The sequence below is a fragment of the Mesorhizobium sp. GbtcB19 genome, from assembly GCF_019091085.1.
In the GTDB taxonomy this organism is placed as follows: Bacteria; Pseudomonadota; Alphaproteobacteria; order Rhizobiales; family Rhizobiaceae; genus Mesorhizobium.
Genome location: NZ_JAGXJY010000001.1, coordinates 537,069 through 555,526 on the forward strand (window position 1 = coordinate 537,069; position 18,458 = coordinate 555,526).

At 63.2% G+C, this 18,458-nt stretch carries 15 protein-coding genes; 3 read left to right on the forward strand and 12 right to left on the reverse strand.

Annotated elements, in window-relative coordinates; all coding sequences use genetic code 11:
• Positions 1-60: 60 nt before the first annotated feature.
• The 6 genes from KVT37_RS02555 to KVT37_RS02580 form a co-directional block, all read right to left on the reverse strand.
• Positions 61-3,213: an efflux RND transporter permease subunit gene (locus tag KVT37_RS02555; RefSeq protein ID WP_217569302.1), complete on the reverse strand. Its 3,153-nt coding sequence runs from the start codon at positions 3,211-3,213 to the stop codon at positions 61-63.
• The gene (locus KVT37_RS02560; protein ID WP_217569304.1) at positions 3,210-4,514 is read right to left on the reverse strand and encodes an efflux RND transporter periplasmic adaptor subunit; all 1,305 of its coding nucleotides are present in this window, start codon (positions 4,512-4,514) and stop codon (positions 3,210-3,212) included. The genes KVT37_RS02555 and KVT37_RS02560 overlap by 4 nt, the downstream gene beginning before the upstream one ends.
• Before the next feature lie 356 nt (positions 4,515-4,870).
• Positions 4,871-5,467, reverse strand: a complete 597-nt coding sequence (locus KVT37_RS02565) for a LysE family translocator (RefSeq protein ID WP_217569306.1) — start codon at positions 5,465-5,467, stop codon at positions 4,871-4,873.
• Positions 5,468-5,572: 105 nt separating this feature from the next.
• On the reverse strand, positions 5,573-6,250 hold the full coding sequence (locus tag KVT37_RS02570) for a hypothetical protein (RefSeq protein WP_217569308.1): 678 nt from the start codon (positions 6,248-6,250) through the stop codon (positions 5,573-5,575).
• A gap of 2 nt (positions 6,251-6,252) precedes the next feature.
• Positions 6,253-6,828 carry an acetolactate synthase small subunit gene (ilvN, locus tag KVT37_RS02575; protein ID WP_127228850.1) on the reverse strand — a complete coding sequence of 192 codons (576 nt, stop codon included), beginning with the start codon at positions 6,826-6,828 and terminating at the stop codon, positions 6,253-6,255.
• A 139-nt stretch (positions 6,829-6,967) separates the two neighbouring features.
• The gene (locus KVT37_RS02580; RefSeq protein WP_217569310.1) at positions 6,968-8,749 is read right to left on the reverse strand and encodes an acetolactate synthase 3 large subunit; all 1,782 of its coding nucleotides are present in this window, start codon (positions 8,747-8,749) and stop codon (positions 6,968-6,970) included.
• A 443-nt stretch (positions 8,750-9,192) separates the two neighbouring features.
• Between KVT37_RS02580 and KVT37_RS02585 the strand changes: the two genes are divergently transcribed.
• Entirely contained in the window at positions 9,193-10,995 is a 1,803-nt protein-coding gene (locus tag KVT37_RS02585; protein ID WP_217569312.1) for an NAD(P)/FAD-dependent oxidoreductase, read from the forward strand.
• Between the two features lie 206 nt (positions 10,996-11,201).
• Here the strand turns inward: KVT37_RS02585 and KVT37_RS02590 are convergent, their stop codons facing one another.
• Positions 11,202-11,792: an HD domain-containing protein gene (locus tag KVT37_RS02590; protein WP_217569314.1), complete on the reverse strand. Its 591-nt coding sequence runs from the start codon at positions 11,790-11,792 to the stop codon at positions 11,202-11,204.
• The gene (locus KVT37_RS02595) at positions 11,789-12,940 is read right to left on the reverse strand and encodes a gamma-butyrobetaine dioxygenase (protein ID WP_217569316.1); all 1,152 of its coding nucleotides are present in this window, start codon (positions 12,938-12,940) and stop codon (positions 11,789-11,791) included. Before KVT37_RS02595 ends, KVT37_RS02590 begins: the two co-directional genes overlap by 4 nt.
• A 111-nt stretch (positions 12,941-13,051) precedes the next feature.
• On the opposite strand from KVT37_RS02595, the gene KVT37_RS02600 reads away from it, so the two are divergent.
• Positions 13,052-13,936 (forward strand): LysR family transcriptional regulator, encoded by an 885-nt coding sequence (locus KVT37_RS02600; protein ID WP_254633751.1) that lies wholly within the window; start codon positions 13,052-13,054, stop codon positions 13,934-13,936.
• 8 nt (positions 13,937-13,944) lie between these two features.
• Here the strand turns inward: KVT37_RS02600 and KVT37_RS02605 are convergent, their stop codons facing one another.
• The 3 genes from KVT37_RS02605 to KVT37_RS02615 are packed head-to-tail and all read right to left on the reverse strand — an operon-like array spanning position 13,945 to position 15,402.
• A complete protein-coding gene (locus KVT37_RS02605; protein WP_217569318.1) occupies positions 13,945-14,484 on the reverse strand; it encodes a GNAT family N-acetyltransferase in 540 nt (179 codons plus the stop codon).
• A gap of 37 nt (positions 14,485-14,521) precedes the next feature.
• Complete coding sequence (locus KVT37_RS02610; RefSeq protein WP_217569320.1) at positions 14,522-14,830, reverse strand: hypothetical protein; 309 nt, start codon at positions 14,828-14,830, stop codon at positions 14,522-14,524.
• Between the two features lie 5 nt (positions 14,831-14,835).
• A complete protein-coding gene (locus KVT37_RS02615; RefSeq protein WP_217569322.1) occupies positions 14,836-15,402 on the reverse strand; it encodes an XRE family transcriptional regulator in 567 nt (188 codons plus the stop codon).
• A gap of 152 nt (positions 15,403-15,554) precedes the next feature.
• Here KVT37_RS02615 and KVT37_RS02620 point away from each other — a divergent pair, with 152 nt between their 5' ends.
• Positions 15,555-17,387, forward strand: a complete 1,833-nt coding sequence (locus KVT37_RS02620) for an ATP-binding protein (RefSeq protein WP_217569324.1) — start codon at positions 15,555-15,557, stop codon at positions 17,385-17,387.
• A gap of 166 nt (positions 17,388-17,553) precedes the next feature.
• Here KVT37_RS02620 and KVT37_RS02625 read toward each other — a convergent pair whose 3' ends face one another.
• A complete protein-coding gene (locus tag KVT37_RS02625) occupies positions 17,554-18,345 on the reverse strand; it encodes a GGDEF domain-containing protein (RefSeq protein WP_217569326.1) in 792 nt (263 codons plus the stop codon).
• Between the last annotated feature and the right edge of the window lie 113 nt (positions 18,346-18,458).

Consider the following 18,458-nt stretch of genomic DNA (forward strand, 5'->3'; position numbering starts at 1 on the left):
GCGTTGTTTTCTGAAGCAAGATCTGGTCCGAAAAGTCAGCAACTTCTCGGGACCAGGCCCCTACTCGGCCGCCATTTTCTTCGGCTCGGCCTCGCCGTCGAACAGCGAGCGTTGCTCGCTATCTTCCACCACATGCAGCGCCGGCTGACTCTTCCTCGACGAGAAGCTGAGCAGCCAGCCGGAGAAGTTCTCGAAATAGACGTAGATCACCGGCGTCACGAACAGCGTCAGCGCTTGGGAGGCAAGCAGGCCGCCGACCACCGCGACGCCGAGCGGCTGGCGCAATTCGGCGCTGGCGCCGGTGCCGAGCGCGATCGGGAACGTGCCCATCAGCGCGGCCAGCGTCGTCATCATGATCGGCCGGAAACGCATCAGGCAGGCTTTGTGGATGGACTCCTTCGCCGACATGCCCTGTCGCCGGAGCTCCAGCGCGACGTCGACCATCATGATGCCGTTCTTCTTGACGATGCCGATCAGCATCAGGATGCCGATCACCGCGATCACCGAAAGATCCATGCCGGCGAAGCGAAGCGCCACCACCGCGCCAAGCACTGCCGACGGCAGGCCGGTGAGGATGGTGAGCGGGTGGATGAAGCTCTCATAGAGCATGCCGAGCACGATATAGATCGTCAGGATGGCGCCGCCGATCAGCAGGCCCTGGTTGGCCAGCGAATCCTGGAAGGTCTTGGCGGTGCCGGCGAAGCTGGTCGAGATCGCCGTCGGCATGCCGATCTGCTCTTTCAGTTGATCGATGCGCGTTACGCTGTCGCCGAGCGCCACGCCCTGCGGCAGATTGTAGGAGATCGTCACCGCCGGAAGCTGTCCAAGCTGGTTGACCGTCAAGGCGCCGGCCGTGCGGTCGACGCGGGCGAAAGCGCCGAGCGGCACCAGGCTGCCGCTCGCCGTCCTTACCTGGATGGCCAGCATCCGCTCGGGCGACCATTCGATCTTGGGATCGAGCTCGGTGATGACCTCATAGCTGTCGGTCGAACCGAAGATCGTCGAGACCTGATCGGTGCCGAAGCCGCCATAAAGGGCCGAACGCAGCGTGTCGGTGTCGATGCCGAGCTGGGCGGCCTTGTCGCGGTCGACCACCAGCGACGCCTGCAAGGCGTTGTTCTGCAGATCGCTGGTGACGTCGGTGAAGGTCGTATGGTCGGCCGCCATCGCGTCGTTGAGCTTCTGCGCCCAGACGTCGGTAGCGGTCGTATCGAGCCCCTGAACCACGAGCTGATAAGCGCTGGCCGACGACCGCGAGCCGAGCCGTAGGTTCTGCACCGGCTGCATATAGGTCTCGATGCCGGCCACGCCGGCCAGTTGCTTGCGCAGATCCGAAAGCACCTTCTCGATGTCGGGGCGCTTATCCTTGCCCTTGAGCTGAACGAAGAGCTGCCCCTGGTTGAGCGCGTTGTTGCCGCTGCCCGCCGACCACGCCACATGGTCGACATAGGGCGACTTCGAGAACACGCTGGCCACCTGCCCCTGCAGCTTCGCCATGGCATCGAACGAGATATCCTGTCGCGCGATCGTCGTCACCGAGATCTGGCCGATGTCTTCCTGCGGGAAGAAGCCCTTCGGCGAAACCTGGATCACCCACACGGACGCCGCCGCGGTGGCGACGAAGACCAGGAAGATCAGGAAGGTGTGGCGCAGGCAGAAGCTCAGCAGCCAATCGTAGGTGCGGGTGACGATGTCGTGCCTGTGGCCGGCGCCATGCGCCTCGCGATCCGCCCTGGTCACCGACAGCAGCCGCGAGCAAAGCATCGGCGTCAGCGTCAGCGAAACGAACATCGAGGCCAGGATGGCGACGGTCACGACGACGGCGAATTCGTTGAAGATGCGGCCGATGACGCCGCCCATCAAAAGCACCGGGATGAACACCGCCACCAGCGAGATCGAGATCGAGATGATGGTGAAGCCGATCTCGCGCGCGCCCTTCAGCGAAGCGTCGAAGGCCGACAGCCCGTCTTCCTCCATGTGGCGGAAGATGTTTTCGAGCATGACGATGGCGTCGTCGACGACAAGGCCGACCGCAAGCGTCAGTCCCATCAGCGAGATGTTGTCGATGGAAAAGCCGAACAGGAACATCGCGCCGAGGGTGGCGATCAGCGAGATCGGCACCGCCACCGCCGGGATGATCGTCGCCGTTATCCTGCGCAGGAAGACGAAGATCACCATCACGACGAGCGCGATGGTCAACAGCAGCGTGAACTGAACGTCGTCGACGGCCTGGCGGATCGAGGTCGAGCGGTCGTTGAGCAGCTTGATCTGCGCGGCAGCCGGCAGCTGGTCCTGGAAGGACGGCAGCATCGCCTTGACCTTGTCGACGACGTCGACGGTGTTGGCGTCGGGCTGGCGCTGCACGGCCATGATGATCGCGCGGGTGCCGTCATACCAGCTCGCCGTCGTCGTGGTCTGCACCGAATCGACGACGCGCGTCACCTCGCCCAGCCGCACCGGATGGCCGTTCTTGGTGGCGATGATGAGGTTGGAGAAGCCGGCGGCGTCGGTGAGCTGCGTGTTGGCGGTGATGGTCAGCTGCTGCTTGTTGTTCTGCAGCACGCCGAGCGGCGTGTTGCTGTTGGCCGAAGCGACGGCAGCCTGCAGCTGGTCGATCGAGATGCCGCGCGCGGCAAGCGCGGTCGGATCGATCTGGATGCGAACCGCGTATTTCTGCTGGCCGAAGATCGAGACTTGCGCCACGCCGTCGATGGTCGATAGCGAGGGCGAGATGACGTTTTCGGCAAAGGCGTCGAGATCGGTCAGCGGGACCGTGTCGCTGACCAGCGACATCAGCAGGATCGGCGCATCGGCCGGATTGACCTTGCGATAGCTCGGCGGCGACGTCATCTGCGGCGGCAGCGATTTTTGCGTGCGCGCGATCGCCGCCTGCACGTCCGCCGCCGCGGCGTCGATATCGCGGTTGAGCACGAACTGGATGGCGATCGAGGTCTGGCCGAGCGAGTTGGTGGTCGAGATCGAATCGATGCCGGCGATCGTCGCGAACTGCTTGATCAGCGGCGTCGCAACGGAAGTCGCCATCGTCTCGGGCGAGGCGCCCGGCAGCGACGCGGAGACGTTGACCACCGGAAATTCGGCACTGGGCAGCGCTGCCACCGGCAGAAACTTGTAGGCAAAGATGCCGCCCAGCACGAGGGCGAACGACATCAAAAGGGTGGCTACAGGCCTGCGGATGCAGAATTCGGAGATCATTGGGCGGCCCCGCCGGCCTTGTCGGCCTCCGCGACCTTCGCGGACGCCTGGTTGCCGGATCCGGCCGCGGCCTTGCCTTCATGCACCGCCGCGCCGTTCTTCAACCGTGTCTGGCCCTCGACGACAACCTTCTCGCCGCTCTTGAGACCATTGCTGATGGCGCTGTTCTCACCCTCCGTCAGCGCCACCTGCACAGGCCGCATCTCGACAGTGCTGTCCGGCTTGACGACATAGACGAACGGGCCTTTCTGGCTGGGCTGCACGGCCACCGTCGGCACCGAAATCATCTGCGGCATCGTGCCAGCGTCGAGCACGACGTTGACATACTGGCCGGGCCATAGCGAGAGATCCGGGTTCGGGATGCTCGCCCGCGTGGCGATGGTGCCGGAGGCGGTGTCGACGCTGGAATCGACGAAGTCGAGCGTGCCCTTGCCGATCGGTGTCGGATCGCCATTCTTGGTCAGCGTCACGCCGCCTTGCTGCGGATCGGCGAGCGCCTTGTGCAACAGAGCCAGATTGCTCTCCGGCAAGGTGAAGTTCACCTGCAACGGATCGATCTGGGTGATCGTCACCAGCGGCGTCGAGTTGCTTGAGTTGCCGTTGCTGACGGTAACGAGGTCGCCGACCGAGACGTTGACAGCGCCGAGCCTGCCGGCGATCGGCGCCGAGATCGTGGCAAAGCCGAGTTGAACGTTGTCGGCGTCGATCGTCGCCTTGTCGGCATCGACGGTCGCAGCCGCCGCCTTTTGCGCCGCCACCGCCTGATCGTAGGTCTGCTGGGTGCCGGCCTGTTTGGCGACAAGGTCCTTGGCGCGCTGGAGGTCGGAATTCGAGCTGATGAGCAGCGCCTGGTCCTTGGCAAGGGTCGCCTGGTCCTTCGCCAATTGCGCCCGCAGCGCGCGGTCGTCGAGCTGGAACAGCACGTCGCCCGCCTTCACCATCTGGCCGTCCTTGACGTCGATCGACACGATCTGGCTGGAGACCCGGGCGTTTATGTTGACCACGGCCGGCGAGGAGACGAAGCCGATGGCGTAGCGGCGGATCGGGAAATCCGCGGTCGTGGCGGTCGCGGAGACGATCGAGGCGGAACGTGCGCCGCCGCCTTTCGCATTGTCGCCTTTCGAATTGTCCGAAGCCTTGGCCGTCTTGTCGTTGCCCGCCGTCTTGTCCGTGGCGGTCGCGTCAACCTGCTTGCCCGAAATCAGCTGCTGGACCTTGGCCAGTGTCGTCGGCGAATAATAGAGCCCCGCGCCCGCCAGGCAGGCGACCGCTACAGCTGCAAAGGCGATTTTTCCGCGCATCGACAAACAAACCTTCTACCGACACGCCGATCCCGGTGGTCTATCTTAGCTCGATTCACGGCGCCTTGCCGCGATTTTCGCCGAATAGATAGGACAAGGCTTTGGCGGAAAAGGGCCAAAACACGGCATTACGAAGATTTAATGTGCAGTGCACAAACGTTGGGCAGCCGGCTAACTCAACGGTGAACCGCCTTCAGCCTGCCCGAAAAGCTGCCCAGATGTGTTGAGATTCAGGTCAGGACGAGTCGAAAACAGTGGCTTTCGAGAACCGGAGCGGAGCGTACTTTTCGTACGTGAGCACCGGAAGCGCAGAAAGCCAGTGTTTGCAGGCCGGCCTCACCTGAATATCGGCACATCTAACGGAGCATGGGCCACAGCGTTGCCGCGAGCAATACGCCCATGGCGATGTTGAACCATTTCAGCCGCACCGGATCCGACAGGAAGCCGCGCAGCGCCGTGCCGAACCCGGCCCAGATGGACACACTCGGCAGGTTGACGATGGCGAAGGCGGCCGAGATCAGCATCACCGAGATGAACGGATGGTCGGCGTTCGTATAGACGGCCATGGCGGTGATCGCCATCACCCAGGCCTTGGGATTGACCCATTGGAAGGCCGCCGCGTCGATGAAGCGCATCGGCTTCGCTTCCGCTTCGCCCTTGCTGGCCATCGAACGCGACATGGCGATCTTCCAGGCGAGATAGAGCAGATAGGCCGCGCCGGCGATCTTCAACGCCGTATGCAGCGCGGGCACCGCCGTCAGAACCGCGCCGAGCCCGAAGCCCACTGCCAAAAGCAGGACGAAAAAGCCGATGCTGATACCCAGCATATGCGGGATCGTTCTGACGATGCCGAAATTGACGCCGGATGTGAGCAACATGAGGTTGTTCGGCCCGGGCGTGATCGAAGTCACGAAGGCGTAGACCAGCAAAGCGGAAAAAGCTTCAAGAGACATCGAGATCACAAAGGTCAACAATGTTGACTTAATTTGCAATGAGCTCCGAGGCAAAGGGATTCCATTGGTCCACCAGCGAGCAGACGAAATGCTGCCGTCGGCAAGCTAGTGGCTGCGTAGAGTTTCCATGTAAGATTTAGCGTATTGGCAGGCCACGAAGCTCGCATCGATCTCGCAGGCCTTCTTGAACGCGGTCATGGCCGCGTCTTCGTCTTTCGCCACCCCCTCGCCCTTCTGAAGCGCTGCGCCATACATGGTGCATCCCCACGCATCGCCTTCGCCGCAGCTCAACTTGAAGGTCTCATACGTGCAGAGGTTTGCCGCTTTATCGTTTCCGCGCAAACTGTCCGGCAATCTGTCTATGCGCATACCGGCGCTGCGATTTGTGCAGCCGGCCGCGCTGCCGGTGGCGCAGGCCTGGGCGAACATCGCCTCGGCTTTCAGTTGCTGGTCTTCGCCGCCATTCTCCTGGATGACCCTGGCGGTCTCGAAACATGCTTCGGGGTTGTGCCCATCGAAGCAAAGCCTGGCGCAGGCCAGCGCGTCCCTCTCACAACGGTCGTAATTCATGTCCGGCAGCACGACATTGCTGCGCGGCGCCGACTTGCGCCAGATGTCCTTCGGGCACTGCTGGAAATAGGCATTGGGGGTGCCCCTGCGGCCGATCTCCCTGAGCAATTTCGGCATCACTCGGGGGTCGAACGTCGGCTCGTCGCTAAGCGCTGGCGTCGCAGCGGCGACGATGGCCGCGATGGCCGCCAGAATTGCCGCCCCCCGCGTCATTGTTACATCCCCTGCGGCCCGCGGTTCATCGCCGCCACGCCGGTGCGGCAGATCTCGACCAGGCCGAGCGGCTTCATGATGGCGATGAACTGGTCGAGCTTGGAGCCCTTGCCGGTGATCTCGAAGATGAAATGCTCGGTGTTGGCGTCGATAACCGAGGCGCGGAAGGCATCCGCAAGGCGGAGCGCCTCGACGCGGGCGTCGCCGGTGCCGGCGACCTTGACCAGCGCCAGTTCGCGCTCCAGCGGCCGCTCCTGGCCAAGCTCACGGGAACGGACGGAAAGGTCGACCACCCGATGCACCGGCACGATGCGTTCGAGCTGGTTCTTGATCTGCTCCATCACATGTGGCGTGCCGCGCGTCACGATGGTGATGCGCGACAGATGCTTCTCGTGCTCGGTCTCGGAGACGGTCAGGCTTTCGATGTTGTAGCCGCGCCCGGAGAACAGACCGATGACACGGGCAAGCACGCCCGGTTCGTTGTCGACCAGCACGGAAAGCGTGTGCGTTTCCGGCTTCTCGGTTTCCTTGGCGATGAAGTAGGCGGAGCCGGTCGGTTGAAGGTGCTGTGCGTTCATGACGTGAATCTCGATTTCAGACTTTTGAGCTAATTCTCTGTTTGCGCACGGCTTTCTCGCGACAGCCCCGCCTTGGTGGCTGTTATGAGTAGAGCATGATGTTGCCCGAAAACCGCTTCACACTTTTCGGCATCCTGCCCTACACCAGTTCCCTGCCCTTGGCGTCGATGGCATTGGCGACCGCCTCGTCGGTGGCCTCGTCGGGCAACAGCATCTCATTATGCGCCTTGCCGGACGGGATCATCGGGAAGCAGTTGGCCAAGGTCGCCACGCGGCAGTCGAACAGCACCGGCTTCTTGACCGAGATCATCTCCCTGATCGCGTCGTCGAGCTCGTCCGGCTTGTCGCAGCGAATGCCGTGGCCGCCATAAGCTTCCGCCAGCTTGACGAAGTCGGGCATCGCTTCGGTGTAGGAATGCGACAGGCGGTTGCCGTGCAACAGCTGCTGCCACTGGCGCACCATGCCCATATACTGGTTGTTCAGGATGAAAATCTTGATCGGCGCTTCATACTGCACCGCCGAGCTCATTTCCTGCATCGTCATCTGCACCGAGGCATCGCCGGCGATGTCGATGACCAGCGCATCGGGATGCGCGATCTGCACGCCGAGCGCGGCCGGCAGGCCGTAGCCCATCGTGCCCAGCCCGCCCGACGTCATCCAGCGGTTCGGCTTGTCGAAATGATAATGCTGCGCCGCCCACATCTGGTGCTGGCCCACCTCGGTGGTGATGTAGGTGTCCATGTCCTTGGTCAGCGCGTAGAGCCGCTGGATGGCGTATTGCGGCATGATGACATCGTTGTTCATCTTGTAGGCGAGCGAATCCCGCGCCCGCCACTTCGCGATCTGCTCCCACCACGGATAGAGCGTCTTCTTGTCGGTCTTGGCGGTCGCCCGCCACAGCCGCACCAGATCCTCCAGCACGCGACCGACATCGCCGATGATCGGCACATCGGTGTGTACGTTCTTGTTGATCGAGGACGGATCGATGTCGATATGGATCTTCTTCGAGTTCGGCGAGAAGGCGTTGAGCCGGCCGGTGATGCGGTCGTCGAAGCGGGCGCCGATGCAGATCATCACGTCGCAATCATGCATCGCCATGTTGGCTTCGTAAGTGCCGTGCATGCCGAGCATGCCGACCCAGTTCTTGCCCGATGCCGGATAGGCGCCGAGCCCCATCAGCGTCGAGGTGATCGGGAAGCCGGTGAGATCGACCAGCTCGCGCAGCAGGTGGCTCGCTTCCGGACCGGAATTGATGACCCCGCCGCCCGAATAGATGATCGGCTTCCGGGCAGCCGCCATCAGCTCGACCGCGGCCTTCACCTTCTCCAGGTCGCCCTGGACTTTCGGCTGGTAGCTGGTGCGCGGTGCCGTCTGCGGCGGCACGTAAATGCCCTTGGCGAACTGCACGTCCTTCGGAATGTCGACCACGACCGGACCAGGGCGGCCGGTCGTCGCGACATGGAAGGCCTCGTGGATGGTGGCGGCGAGCTCGTTGACGTCCTTCACCAACCAGTTGTGCTTGGTGCAGGGCCGCGTGATACCCACCGTGTCGCATTCCTGGAAGGCGTCGGAGCCGATCAGCGAGGTCGGCACCTGGCCGGTCAGGCAGACCAGCGGAATGGAATCCATCAATGCGTCCTGCAGCGGCGTCACCGCATTGGTGGCGCCGGGGCCGGACGTCACCAGCAGCACGCCGGCCTTTCCGGTCGAGCGCGCATAGCCTTCGGCCGCGTGGCCGGCGCCCTGCTCGTGCCGGACCAGAATGTGCTCGACCTCGTCCTGCTGGAAAATCTCGTCGTAGATCGGGAGAACGGCGCCGCCCGGATAGCCGAAGACATGCTTGACGCCGTTGTCCTTCAGCGCCTGCACCACCATTTCGGCGCCCGTCATCTCGCGCCGCTCGTTCTGTCCATTGCTCATCGGTCTGGTCCCGTACTGTCCGCCGTCTGGCGATTGCTGGTCGTTTAGTTGGATTTCAGGCAATAAAAAAGGCCCCCGAGGGAGCCTGTGTGGTGCGCATGGGAGGTTTTCGCCCGGCGGTTACACCGCCTTGCCCACGCGCCAGCCTACGAGAATGAGTGCCGTTTTCATGGTCGCGGACAATAAGGTTGGTTCCGCGCCGCTGTCAACGGTCAATCTGCAGGGCATGAACACGAATTAGCGGCCGGCTTTTGCAGGGGCCGGCGCTCCAGCCATGGCCGGCAGTTGCCGGCCAGGTTTCCGATAAGGCCTTGAAAATACGCCAAACTATTGGAGGGCGTGACGCAGCGAAGCTTTTGACGGGATACTTCATCCATGCCGGGCCGTCTCTGCCCGGCCATATCCGCTCGACCAAGAAGCGTTGCGAATCCCGGAGGAAATTCATGCTCGACAAAGCCCCCAACAAAAAGCTGTCCGACCTGCTCGACCAATTCGGCGGCGCCCTTGCCGCCGGCGACATAGAAAAGGCCGTCGGCTGTTTCCAGGAAGACTGCTACTGGCGCGACCTCGTCACCTTCACCTGGAACATCAAGACCATGGAGGGCCGCGACCAGGTCCGCGACATGCTGAAGAGCCAATTGTCGAAGACGAAACCCTCGCATTTCGCCATCGCCAAGGGTGAGGACGCCACGGAGAGCGGCGGAGTGATCGACGGCTGGATCAGCTTCGAGACGGAGGTGGCGCGCGGTTTCGGCCACATCAGGCTGAAGGACGGCAAGATCTGGACATTGCTCACCACCATGGCCGAACTGAAAGGCCATGAGGAGCCGGCCGGTTTCGCGCGACCGATGGGCGCCAAGCACGGCTCCGGCAAGAACCGCCCGACCTGGAAGGAAGAGCGCGAGAAGGAAGCGGCGGAGCTCGGCTTCAAGACGCAGCCCTACACCGTCATCATCGGCGGCGGCCAGGGCGGCATCGCGCTCGGCGCACGGCTCAGGCAACTTGGCGTGCCGACCATCATCGTCGAAAAGAACGAGCGCGCCGGCGACAGCTGGCGCAAGCGCTACAAGTCGCTCTGCCTGCACGACCCCGTCTGGTACGACCATCTGCCCTATATCGACTTCCCCAGGAACTGGCCGGTCTTCTCGCCCAAGGACAAGATCGGCGACTGGCTGGAGATGTACACCAAGGTGATGGAGCTGAATTACTGGTCGTCGACCGAGGCCAGGAGCGCATCCTATGACGACAAGAAGAAGGAATGGACCGTCGTGGTGCGCCGCGACGGCAAGGACATCACGCTGAAGCCGAAGCAGCTGGTGCTGGCCACCGGCATGTCCGCCAAGGCGAACCTGCCCAAATTCAAAGGCATGGAAAACTTCCAAGGCGACCAGCACCACTCCTCGCAGCATCCCGGCCCCGACGCCTATGCCGGCAAGAAGGCCGTGGTGATCGGCTCGAACAATTCCGCCCACGACATATCGGCCGCACTTTGGGAAGCCGGCGCCGATGTGACCATGGTGCAGCGCTCGAGCACCCATATCTCTCGGTCCGACACGTTGATGGAAATCGGCCTGGGCTCGCTTTACTCGGAACAGGCAGTGCAGAACGGCATCACCACCGCCAAGGCCGACCTGATCTTCGCCTCGCTACCCTACAAGATCCTGCACGAATTCCAGATCCCGGCCTATGCCGAGATGAAGAAGCGCGACGCGGCCTTCTACAGCGGATTGGAGAAGGCCGGCTTCATGCTCGACTGGGGCGATGACGAGTCCGGTCTGTTCATGAAATATCTGAGGCGCGGCTCCGGCTACTATATCGATGTCGGCGCCTCGCAGCTGATCATCGACGGTTCGATCAAGCTGAAGAGCGGGATCGACGTGAAAGAGATCAAGGCGCATTCGGTGCTGCTCAGCGACGGCACCGAGTTGCCGGCCGATCTCATCGTCTACGCGACCGGCTATGGCTCGATGAACGGCTGGGCGGCCGATCTCATCTCAAAGGAAGTGGCCGACAAGGTCGGCAAGTGCTGGGGCCTGGGTTCGAACACCACCAAGGATCCCGGCCCCTGGGAAGGCGAGCTGCGCAACATGTGGAAGCCGACGCAACAGGAGGCGCTGTGGTTCCACGGCGGCAACCTGCATCAGTCGCGCCACTATTCGCAGTTCCTGTCGCTGCAGCTCAAAGCCAGGCAGGTCGGTGTGCCGACGCCGGTCTATGGGCTGCAGAAGGTCCATCACAAGGGTTAGACGACTTCCGAACTCCTTCCAGCGAAGGCGTCGCCCTCGCGGCGCCTTTGCTGAGCCGTCGACAACACTTTGCGTTCGGCCGGTCGTGATGCGGCGGCGCGCTCTGCCGGCCGGAGTCCGCTGCATTCGTCCGGTTGATATGCCACCAGTGCCTGTTCGCCGTCGAAGCGAAAGCACATGGCCGTCCCCTCCCCGATCGTATCTGGCTAGGCCGCCTTCTCAGCCGCGAACTTTTTCACCACGCGCTCCAGCAACGGCACGTAATCGCGAAAAGCACGCGTCTTCATGTCGGCGATCTTGCCGCCCTCGTCCCAGATGCGCACGCGCACCGCTTCGTCGTGGAATGGGTTGCCGCGGAACTCAGCCACTTCCTCGGCATTCATCGGTCCGCCTTGCAGCGACAACGTATGGACAGAGGCCAGCGACAGCTTGCTGAAATAGCTTGGATCGGTGGCGCACAGATAGCGTTTGGCCGAGACGTGAAGCCTGACGCATTCGACGATGACCGGTGGAAAGAAAGGCGCAAGCACCTCGCCGCCCGCCTCGTCATGGTGCTTGTCCTCGACATCGTCCGGCGAATAGGTGCCGAACTCGCTGGTATAGTGGCCGATGTCGTGCAGCAGCGCCGCCGCGACAAGCTCCTCCGGCGCGCCGTCCTGCTCGGCAAGCCATGCGCCCTGCAGCATATGCTGCGACATGGTGACCGGTTCGCCGAGATAGGATTCGGCGCCGCGGCGCTCGAAAATATCGGCGATGAACTCGACGATGTTGCCGGCGTTCAATTCATTCGGGTTCATTCCGCGGCCTCCTTGAAACCGTGCTCGATCGCGGCCAGCGTCGACAGCAGGCCATCCTTGTCGGCGTAGCAGCCCTGCAGCCAGCGCTTGCCGCTGCCGGAAAACGCCTTGCGCGCATGCATGACGCGCGTGTTGTCGACAATGAAGGACTGTCCGGCTTCGAGCTTGAACGTCACCTCGAAGGCCTGATCCTCGATCAACTCGGCGAACCGGCGATAGGCCGCGTAGTATGTGTTCATCTCGGCGAATGGCACGTCGACGACCGGCGCCAGCGAGCGGTTGTTGAAGCGGATGCAGATCAGCTCGCCGTCAGGCCCAAGCTCGATCATCGGCCGCTTGGACTGCAGCCGCACGCCCGACGAGCCGGCATATTCGAAGCGCGCCGGATGGGAACAGAGCAGCCGGAAACCCTCGGGATTTTCCGCCTGCAGTGCGGCCGCCACCGCAAACCCGTCGACGACGCTGGATTCGCCGCCTTCGACCGTGTTCTCGATGCAGGCAAGGATCTGCAGCGTCGGCACCGGGTCGCGGTAGGGATTGTCGGTATGCGCCTGTAGCCCGAGATTGGTGTAGGCGAGATTGTTCGGATTGACCTCGGCGCGCACCTCGAACCAGCGCCCGTAATTGGTCTCCCTGATATAGCCGAATAGATCGGCCACCTTGCACAACGCGCCGGACTCGGCAGGCAGGCCATCCATGACGGCAAAGCCGTAGCTGCGCACCGCGGCCAGCCATTGGCGCAGCACATGGCTGTCGCGGCTGGCATCGGTGTAGGCAGCGCGCGGCACCGAATTCTGCATGGTGGCTTCCGTCCAGCGTTGTATGTCGCTTGACGTCCAGCCGGGCTCGCGAACCTCCTGGCGATCGTAGACGTGGCTGCGAAGCCAGCCTGCGGGAAAGCCCACGGTCTTGCCTTCGGGGACGAAGGTGACTTCGAGCACCTCGCCCTTGATCGAGGCCGCGCCGATCCGCGTCTCGGCCGGAATGTCGAGGATGGTGATCAGCCGCTGGCCGTTGCCGGCGCTGCGCGTCTTGTCGTCCAGCGCATTGTCGCGCAGCCACATGGCATGGAAGCGGCTCAGCGCTCCGTCCTGCCAGCCGAGCTCGATCGTTCGCCCATCGTCGCCCAGCGTTACCCTCGTCAGCATATCCCGGAAGCTCCTATCTTCTGCCCGTCATTGCGGGCACGGATTGCATGCTGACGTCGTCGGAGGCATAATTCAAATTATCGTTTTTCGGGTAATGGCACAAAATTTCTGATGTCTGGAAAAGCATTCGATACGATGCCTCCCCTCGACTGGCTGCGCAGCTTCGAGGCAGCCGCGCGCCTGTCGAACTTCACCGCGGCGGCAGCGGAGCTCGGGCTCACCCAGGCCGCCGTCAGCCAGCACATCCGTTTCCTGGAAGAGCGGCTCAAGACGCGGTTGTTCGCGCGGCTGGCGCGCGGCATCGCGCTGTCGCCGGAGGGCGCGGCCTACCTCCCCCACATCCAGTCGGCATTCGCCACCATCGGCAACAGCACCAACGAGTTGTTCGAGCCGCGCGCCGTGCAGACCGTCTCGATCCGCGCTCCGATCTCCTTCGCGCTGCTGGTTCTGGTCCCGGCCCTTCCCGACCTGGCAAAGGCGCTGCCGCTGGTCAGGCTCGACCTGGTGACCATCCACCGGCCGACGGATTACGACCAGCCGGGATCGGCGCTCGACATACGCTTCGGCAACGGCTCGTTTCCCGGGCGCGAGGCCGACCGGCTGACCGTCGAACGGCTTGTCCCCGTCGCGGCGCCGGCCCTTGCCCGTGATGGTGACTGGACATCGCACCCGCTGCTTCTCGTGGCCGGCGCACGTGAGATGTGGGCGGAATGGTTTGCCACGGCCGGGCTTGCCGGCCACTCCCGACGTTCGCATCGCTTCGACAGTTTCGTCGCCGCCATGGAAGCGGCGAAGGCCGGCGCCGGGGTGCTGCTGGGGTCCCGGCCGCTGGTCGACGCCGCGCTCAAGGACAAAGCTCTGGTCAGGCTCTCGGATTTCGAACTGTCGAGCCCGTCGGGCCATTTCCTGACAAGGCCATCATCGTCGCGGCTGTCCGGCGCCGAAACTGATTTCCGCCGCTGGCTACTGTCGCGCATCGCAGGAAGTTCAGGATAGTGTGGGGTTCAGGATAGCGTGTGGGCCGCCGCGCCTATCCGCTTCCAGTAGATTATGGTGCCGGTCAGCCCGCCATGCGGCTTCAGCGCGAAGTCCGGGATCTCACCAGTCAGCGTGAAACCAAGTTTCTCATAAAGACCGGACGCACCCTCCTCGCTCGCCGTGTCCAGCACGAGCAGCGTGCGGCCTTTCTCGACGGCGAGTTTCTCGGCTTCCCGCATCAGGCGGGTCGCAACGCCTTTGCCGCGATGGTCGCGGCCGGTCATCAGCTTGGCGATCTCGGCGCGGTGCGGCTGATTGGGCGGCAGGTCGAGCAGCAGCGTGACAGTGCCGGCAAGCGCCCCATCCTGCCATGCGCCCAGCACCGCCCTTTCGCCGCGCGCGGCCGCGGCAAGCGATCCGCGCCAGAACTCCCGCGCCGCTTCCGACGACAATGGATGCATGAAGCTCACCGAGCCGCCGCCGGCGACGGTCTCGACCAACAGATCGGCGAGCACCGCAATGGTCGGCGCATCATCGTTCAACGCCCGGATTTCAAGGGAGTTCATGGTGTTGTTCTCCAGGTGACGCGGCATCGGGGAAAGGTCATTCGAAATGGCTGGTCCGCCTGCGCCGCCGCGCCCGCCGGATTTCGGCGATACGCTCGGCGTCGTCGTCGCTGAGATGGCGGCCGCGCTCCAGGATCTCGAGCGTATATTCCTCATAGGTCAGCCCGAGCCGCTCGGCCCGTTCCAGCCGCATCAGCATGACGGCGTGGCTTGGCGCCTTCCAGGCCTTGTCGTGCGCGGCCCGCCAGGCGAGGAAAATATAGGCGTCGCCCTTGCCCCAGGGCGGGCCGTCATAGTCGTCGAGCGGCGGCCCGCCATTGTGCGAGCGTTTTGGCCGGCGAGGCATCCCGATCAGTCCCTGACCAGCGCCACGAGATACTCCGCCGCGTCCGGTCCGGGAGCATAAAAGACGCAGTCCGACGGTGCGCCCAGCGCGAGGCAGTCGCCGGGCTCGAGCCTGTGCACCACATCGCCCTCGGTGAAATCGAGCCTTCCGTCGATCAACCAGATCTGCTGCTTGATGAAGGCGTAGGACGCGGCCGGAAGGCTGACCCTGGCGCCCGCCGGCAGGCTGACCCTGATCAGTTCGAGCGGCATCTGCGATGCAGGCGACAGATGCCGCCGGATGTAGCCGGTTGCCGGATCCTGCCACACCGGCTGCTCGTCCTTGCGCGAAATGCCGCCGCCTTGCATCTCGGCCCGCGCGATCAGTGTCGACAGCGTCATGCCGAAGGCCGCCGCGATACGCACCAGGAGCGCCGCGGTCGGACTGGTCGTGCCGCGTTCGATCGCGCTGAGCATCGCCTTGGAAACGTCCGAGCGCTCGGCGAGCTCGGCCAGTGACCAGCCCCTCAGCGTCCTTTCGGAGCGTACCCGTCTGCCGATCGTGGCGGTAATATTATTCGATATATCATCCATTCGTCCAATATATCGAAATTACGCAAACTGAGAAGAGGCTCTTCGATCGAATTGTCATGGCCGGCTTAACGGCGCCTACACCATTCGACATCACCTGACTTTAACCCCGATTGGATAGGGTTCCCGCTCCAGGGGAATGGGACCAGGGCATTATGTTTGTTGAACGCGAAGCCTCCGTGGGAGAACCGACCTCGCAGGAACGCCGCGACATCCAACAGAGTGACAAGCGTATTCTGGGCAATGTCGTGCAATGCGACGGCGCGCGCGCCACCATCAGCGCCCATGCCGAGGACATCGAAGGCGCGGTCACCGGCCTTTGGACCGTCGGCAAGATGATCTCAATCAATCTCGGGTCGACACGAACGGTCGGCCTTGTCTACGCCATCGGCAAGTCGGACCGCGCCTGGAACCATGACGGGCAGAATCCGATCGAGGTCAGCGTCGAACTGGTCGGCGAGGTGCGCGACGGCGCCGATCCCGGCGCCAAGCCGGTCTTCGACCGCGGCATCACCACCTATCCGCATATCGGCGCCGTTGCCCATCGCATCCGCACCCGCGACCTGCAGGCGGTCTACGACCTGGCAGGGCGCCATTCGGTAACCATCGGCACGCTGTCGCAGGATGAATCGATCGACGCCAACATCGCCATCGACGACACGCTGGCGCGCCATTTCGCCATCGTCGGCACCACCGGCGTCGGCAAATCGACGGCGGTCTCGCTGCTTTTGCGCAAGACGATCGAGGCGCGTCCCGACCTGCGCGTGCTGATCCTCGACCCGCATAACGAGTTTGCCGCCTCGCTGCCGGAATATTGCGTCAAGGTCGATTCCAAGACGCTCGACCTGCCGTTCTGGATGTTCAGGCTGGAGGAATTTGCCGAGGTGCTGTTTCGCGGGCGCGAGACGGTGCCGGAAGAAGTCGACGCGCTGCGCGACCTGATCCCGGCCGCCAAGAACCTCTACCGCAACCCGAATTCCGGAACTTATATCAGGCGCGGCAGCGACGCGCTGACCGCCGACACGCCGGTGCCTTACCGCATCGCCGATCTCATCAAGCAGATCGACGAGCGCATGGGCATGCTCGAGAGCAAGAACGACCGCCCGACCTTGAAGTCGCTGAAGACGCGCATCGAATCGGCGGCGGCCGACCCGCGCTACCGCTTCATGTTCAATTCGCGGCTGATCGAGGACACGATCCACGAAACGATCGGCAATATTTTCCGCGTCCCCAGCCATGGCCGCCCGGTGACCTGCTTCGAGATGGCGGGCATGCCTTCGGAAGTCGTCAATTCGGTCTGCTCGGTTCTGGCGCGCCTTGCCTTCGACCTGGCGCTGTGGAGCGAGGGCCGGCTGAAGCTGCTGTTGCTTTGCGAGGAAGCGCATCGCTACATGCCGGCCGATCCGCGCCTCGGCTTCGCGCCGACAAGGCACGCGCTGTCGCGCATCGCCAAGGAAGGCCGCAAATATGGCTGCTACCTCGGCGTCGTCACGCAGCGCCCGGGCGAACTCGACCCGACCATCCTGTCGCAATGCTCGACGTTCTTCGCCATGCGGCTCGCCAACGAGCAGGACCAGGCGATCATCCGCTCGGCGATCGCCGACTCCTCGGCCTCGACGCTGGCGTTCCTGTCGTCGATGGGCCAGCGCGAAGCCATCGCTTTCGGCGAAGGCGTGGCCACGACCATGCGCTTGAAGTTCGAAAGGCTGGCGCAGCAATTCATCCCCGGCACGGCAAAAGGCGAACAGACCGAAGAGACAGAGCTCGGCAACGATGTCGACCTCGCCCTGGTCGTCGAGCGGCTGCGCAACGTGCCGAAGCCGACGCAGTCCATGGCCTTCGCCGAGGCGGTGGATTCGACCCGGCAGGCCGGCGATCCGGACTATAAGAAGCCGGCCGCCACCTCGCGCGGACAGCCCGACGACGACTTCGACACGCGCTACGGCCTGAAGCCCTCCACCTTCGGCATGCGCCAGCTCAACGATTGACCGACCGACCTCAGCGGGCTCGGTAAAGCTCGTCGGCAAATTCGTCAGGCTGAGTCGGATGGTGCCGTTTGCGAGAACCGGAGCGGAGCGGACATTCAGTCCGTGAGCACCGGAAGCGCAGCAAACGGCGGCATACGGCCAGCCTCACGAATTTGATGATGAGATTTTAGGCGCAGACGCGGTTGCGGCCCTGCTTCTTCGCCTCATAGAGCTGGCGATCGGCGCGGCGATAAAAATCCTCCGCGCTTTCCTTGTGGTCCCAGACGGCAAGGCCGACGCTGGTCGTGACTTTCAGCCGCACATTGCCCGACAGGATCGACATGCTGGCGATCGCCTTGCGGATGCGCTCGGCGAATCTGGCAAGCAGTTCGACATCCATGTTGGGGGTGACGACGGCAAACTCCTCGCCGCCGAGCCGCGCCACCACATCGTGATAGCGCGTCATGCCTCGCAGGCAACTGGCGACGGCCCTCAGCACTTCGTCGCCGACATCATGGCCGTGCGTGTCGTTGACCTGCTTGAAATGATCGAGATCGAGGATCATCAGGCCGACCGGCCTGTCGATGCGGCGGAACTCGTGCAGATATTCGCGCAGCGCGTCGTCGAAATAGCGGCGGTTCTGCATGCCGGTCAGGCCGTCGGTGAGAGCCGCCTGCTCGAATGTTTGCGAACGGGCGCTGAGCGACACCGTCATCGCCCTGAGCTTGCCCTCTTCCCGCACCTGGCCGCGGATCAGCGGGTAGATGAAGAAGATGCCGAAGGACAGTGAGGCGGCCAGCAGCGCTCCAGTCACGAACAGCAATTTGTTGAGATAGATGATTCTTTCCAGGCGCGACGCGGCGTCGGTGTCGGAGGCGATATCCTGCAATTGGCCATAGGCATGGAAGGTCACCAGGCCGGCGGCCAGGATCACGAAAATAAACACGAAAAATGCGGATTCCGCCTTATGGAAACGCATCTACTCCCCACGGCACTGCAACCCCTGAGGTTATGGCATGGTCGACCTTACGGAGCGTTAATCCAAACAACCTTGGCGAGAATTAGAGCCAGGGATTTTAAGGCCTTGATTGA

Excerpts from the sequence above, each read along its gene's own strand:
- KVT37_RS02555 (WP_217569302.1), bottom strand. The coding sequence starts at position 3,213 with ATGATCTCCGAATTCTGCATCCGCAGGCCTGTAGCCACCCTTTTGATG.
- KVT37_RS02560 (WP_217569304.1), bottom strand. The coding sequence starts at position 4,514 with ATGCGCGGAAAAATCGCCTTTGCAGCTGTAGCGGTCGCCTGCCTGGCG.
- KVT37_RS02565 (WP_217569306.1), bottom strand. The coding sequence starts at position 5,467 with ATGTCTCTTGAAGCTTTTTCCGCTTTGCTGGTCTACGCCTTCGTGACT.
- KVT37_RS02570 (WP_217569308.1), bottom strand. The coding sequence starts at position 6,250 with ATGACGCGGGGGGCGGCAATTCTGGCGGCCATCGCGGCCATCGTCGCC.
- ilvN (WP_127228850.1), bottom strand. The coding sequence starts at position 6,828 with ATGAACGCACAGCACCTTCAACCGACCGGCTCCGCCTACTTCATCGCC.
- KVT37_RS02580 (WP_217569310.1), bottom strand. The coding sequence starts at position 8,749 with ATGAGCAATGGACAGAACGAGCGGCGCGAGATGACGGGCGCCGAAATG.
- KVT37_RS02585 (WP_217569312.1), top strand. The coding sequence starts at position 9,193 with ATGCTCGACAAAGCCCCCAACAAAAAGCTGTCCGACCTGCTCGACCAA.
- KVT37_RS02590 (WP_217569314.1), bottom strand. The coding sequence starts at position 11,792 with ATGAACCCGAATGAATTGAACGCCGGCAACATCGTCGAGTTCATCGCC.
- KVT37_RS02595 (WP_217569316.1), bottom strand. The coding sequence starts at position 12,940 with ATGCTGACGAGGGTAACGCTGGGCGACGATGGGCGAACGATCGAGCTC.
- KVT37_RS02600 (WP_254633751.1), top strand. The coding sequence starts at position 13,052 with ATGTCTGGAAAAGCATTCGATACGATGCCTCCCCTCGACTGGCTGCGC.
- KVT37_RS02605 (WP_217569318.1), bottom strand. The coding sequence starts at position 14,484 with ATGAACTCCCTTGAAATCCGGGCGTTGAACGATGATGCGCCGACCATT.
- KVT37_RS02610 (WP_217569320.1), bottom strand. The coding sequence starts at position 14,830 with ATGCCTCGCCGGCCAAAACGCTCGCACAATGGCGGGCCGCCGCTCGAC.
- KVT37_RS02615 (WP_217569322.1), bottom strand. The coding sequence starts at position 15,402 with ATGGATGATATATCGAATAATATTACCGCCACGATCGGCAGACGGGTA.
- KVT37_RS02620 (WP_217569324.1), top strand. The coding sequence starts at position 15,555 with ATGTTTGTTGAACGCGAAGCCTCCGTGGGAGAACCGACCTCGCAGGAA.
- KVT37_RS02625 (WP_217569326.1), bottom strand. The coding sequence starts at position 18,345 with ATGCGTTTCCATAAGGCGGAATCCGCATTTTTCGTGTTTATTTTCGTG.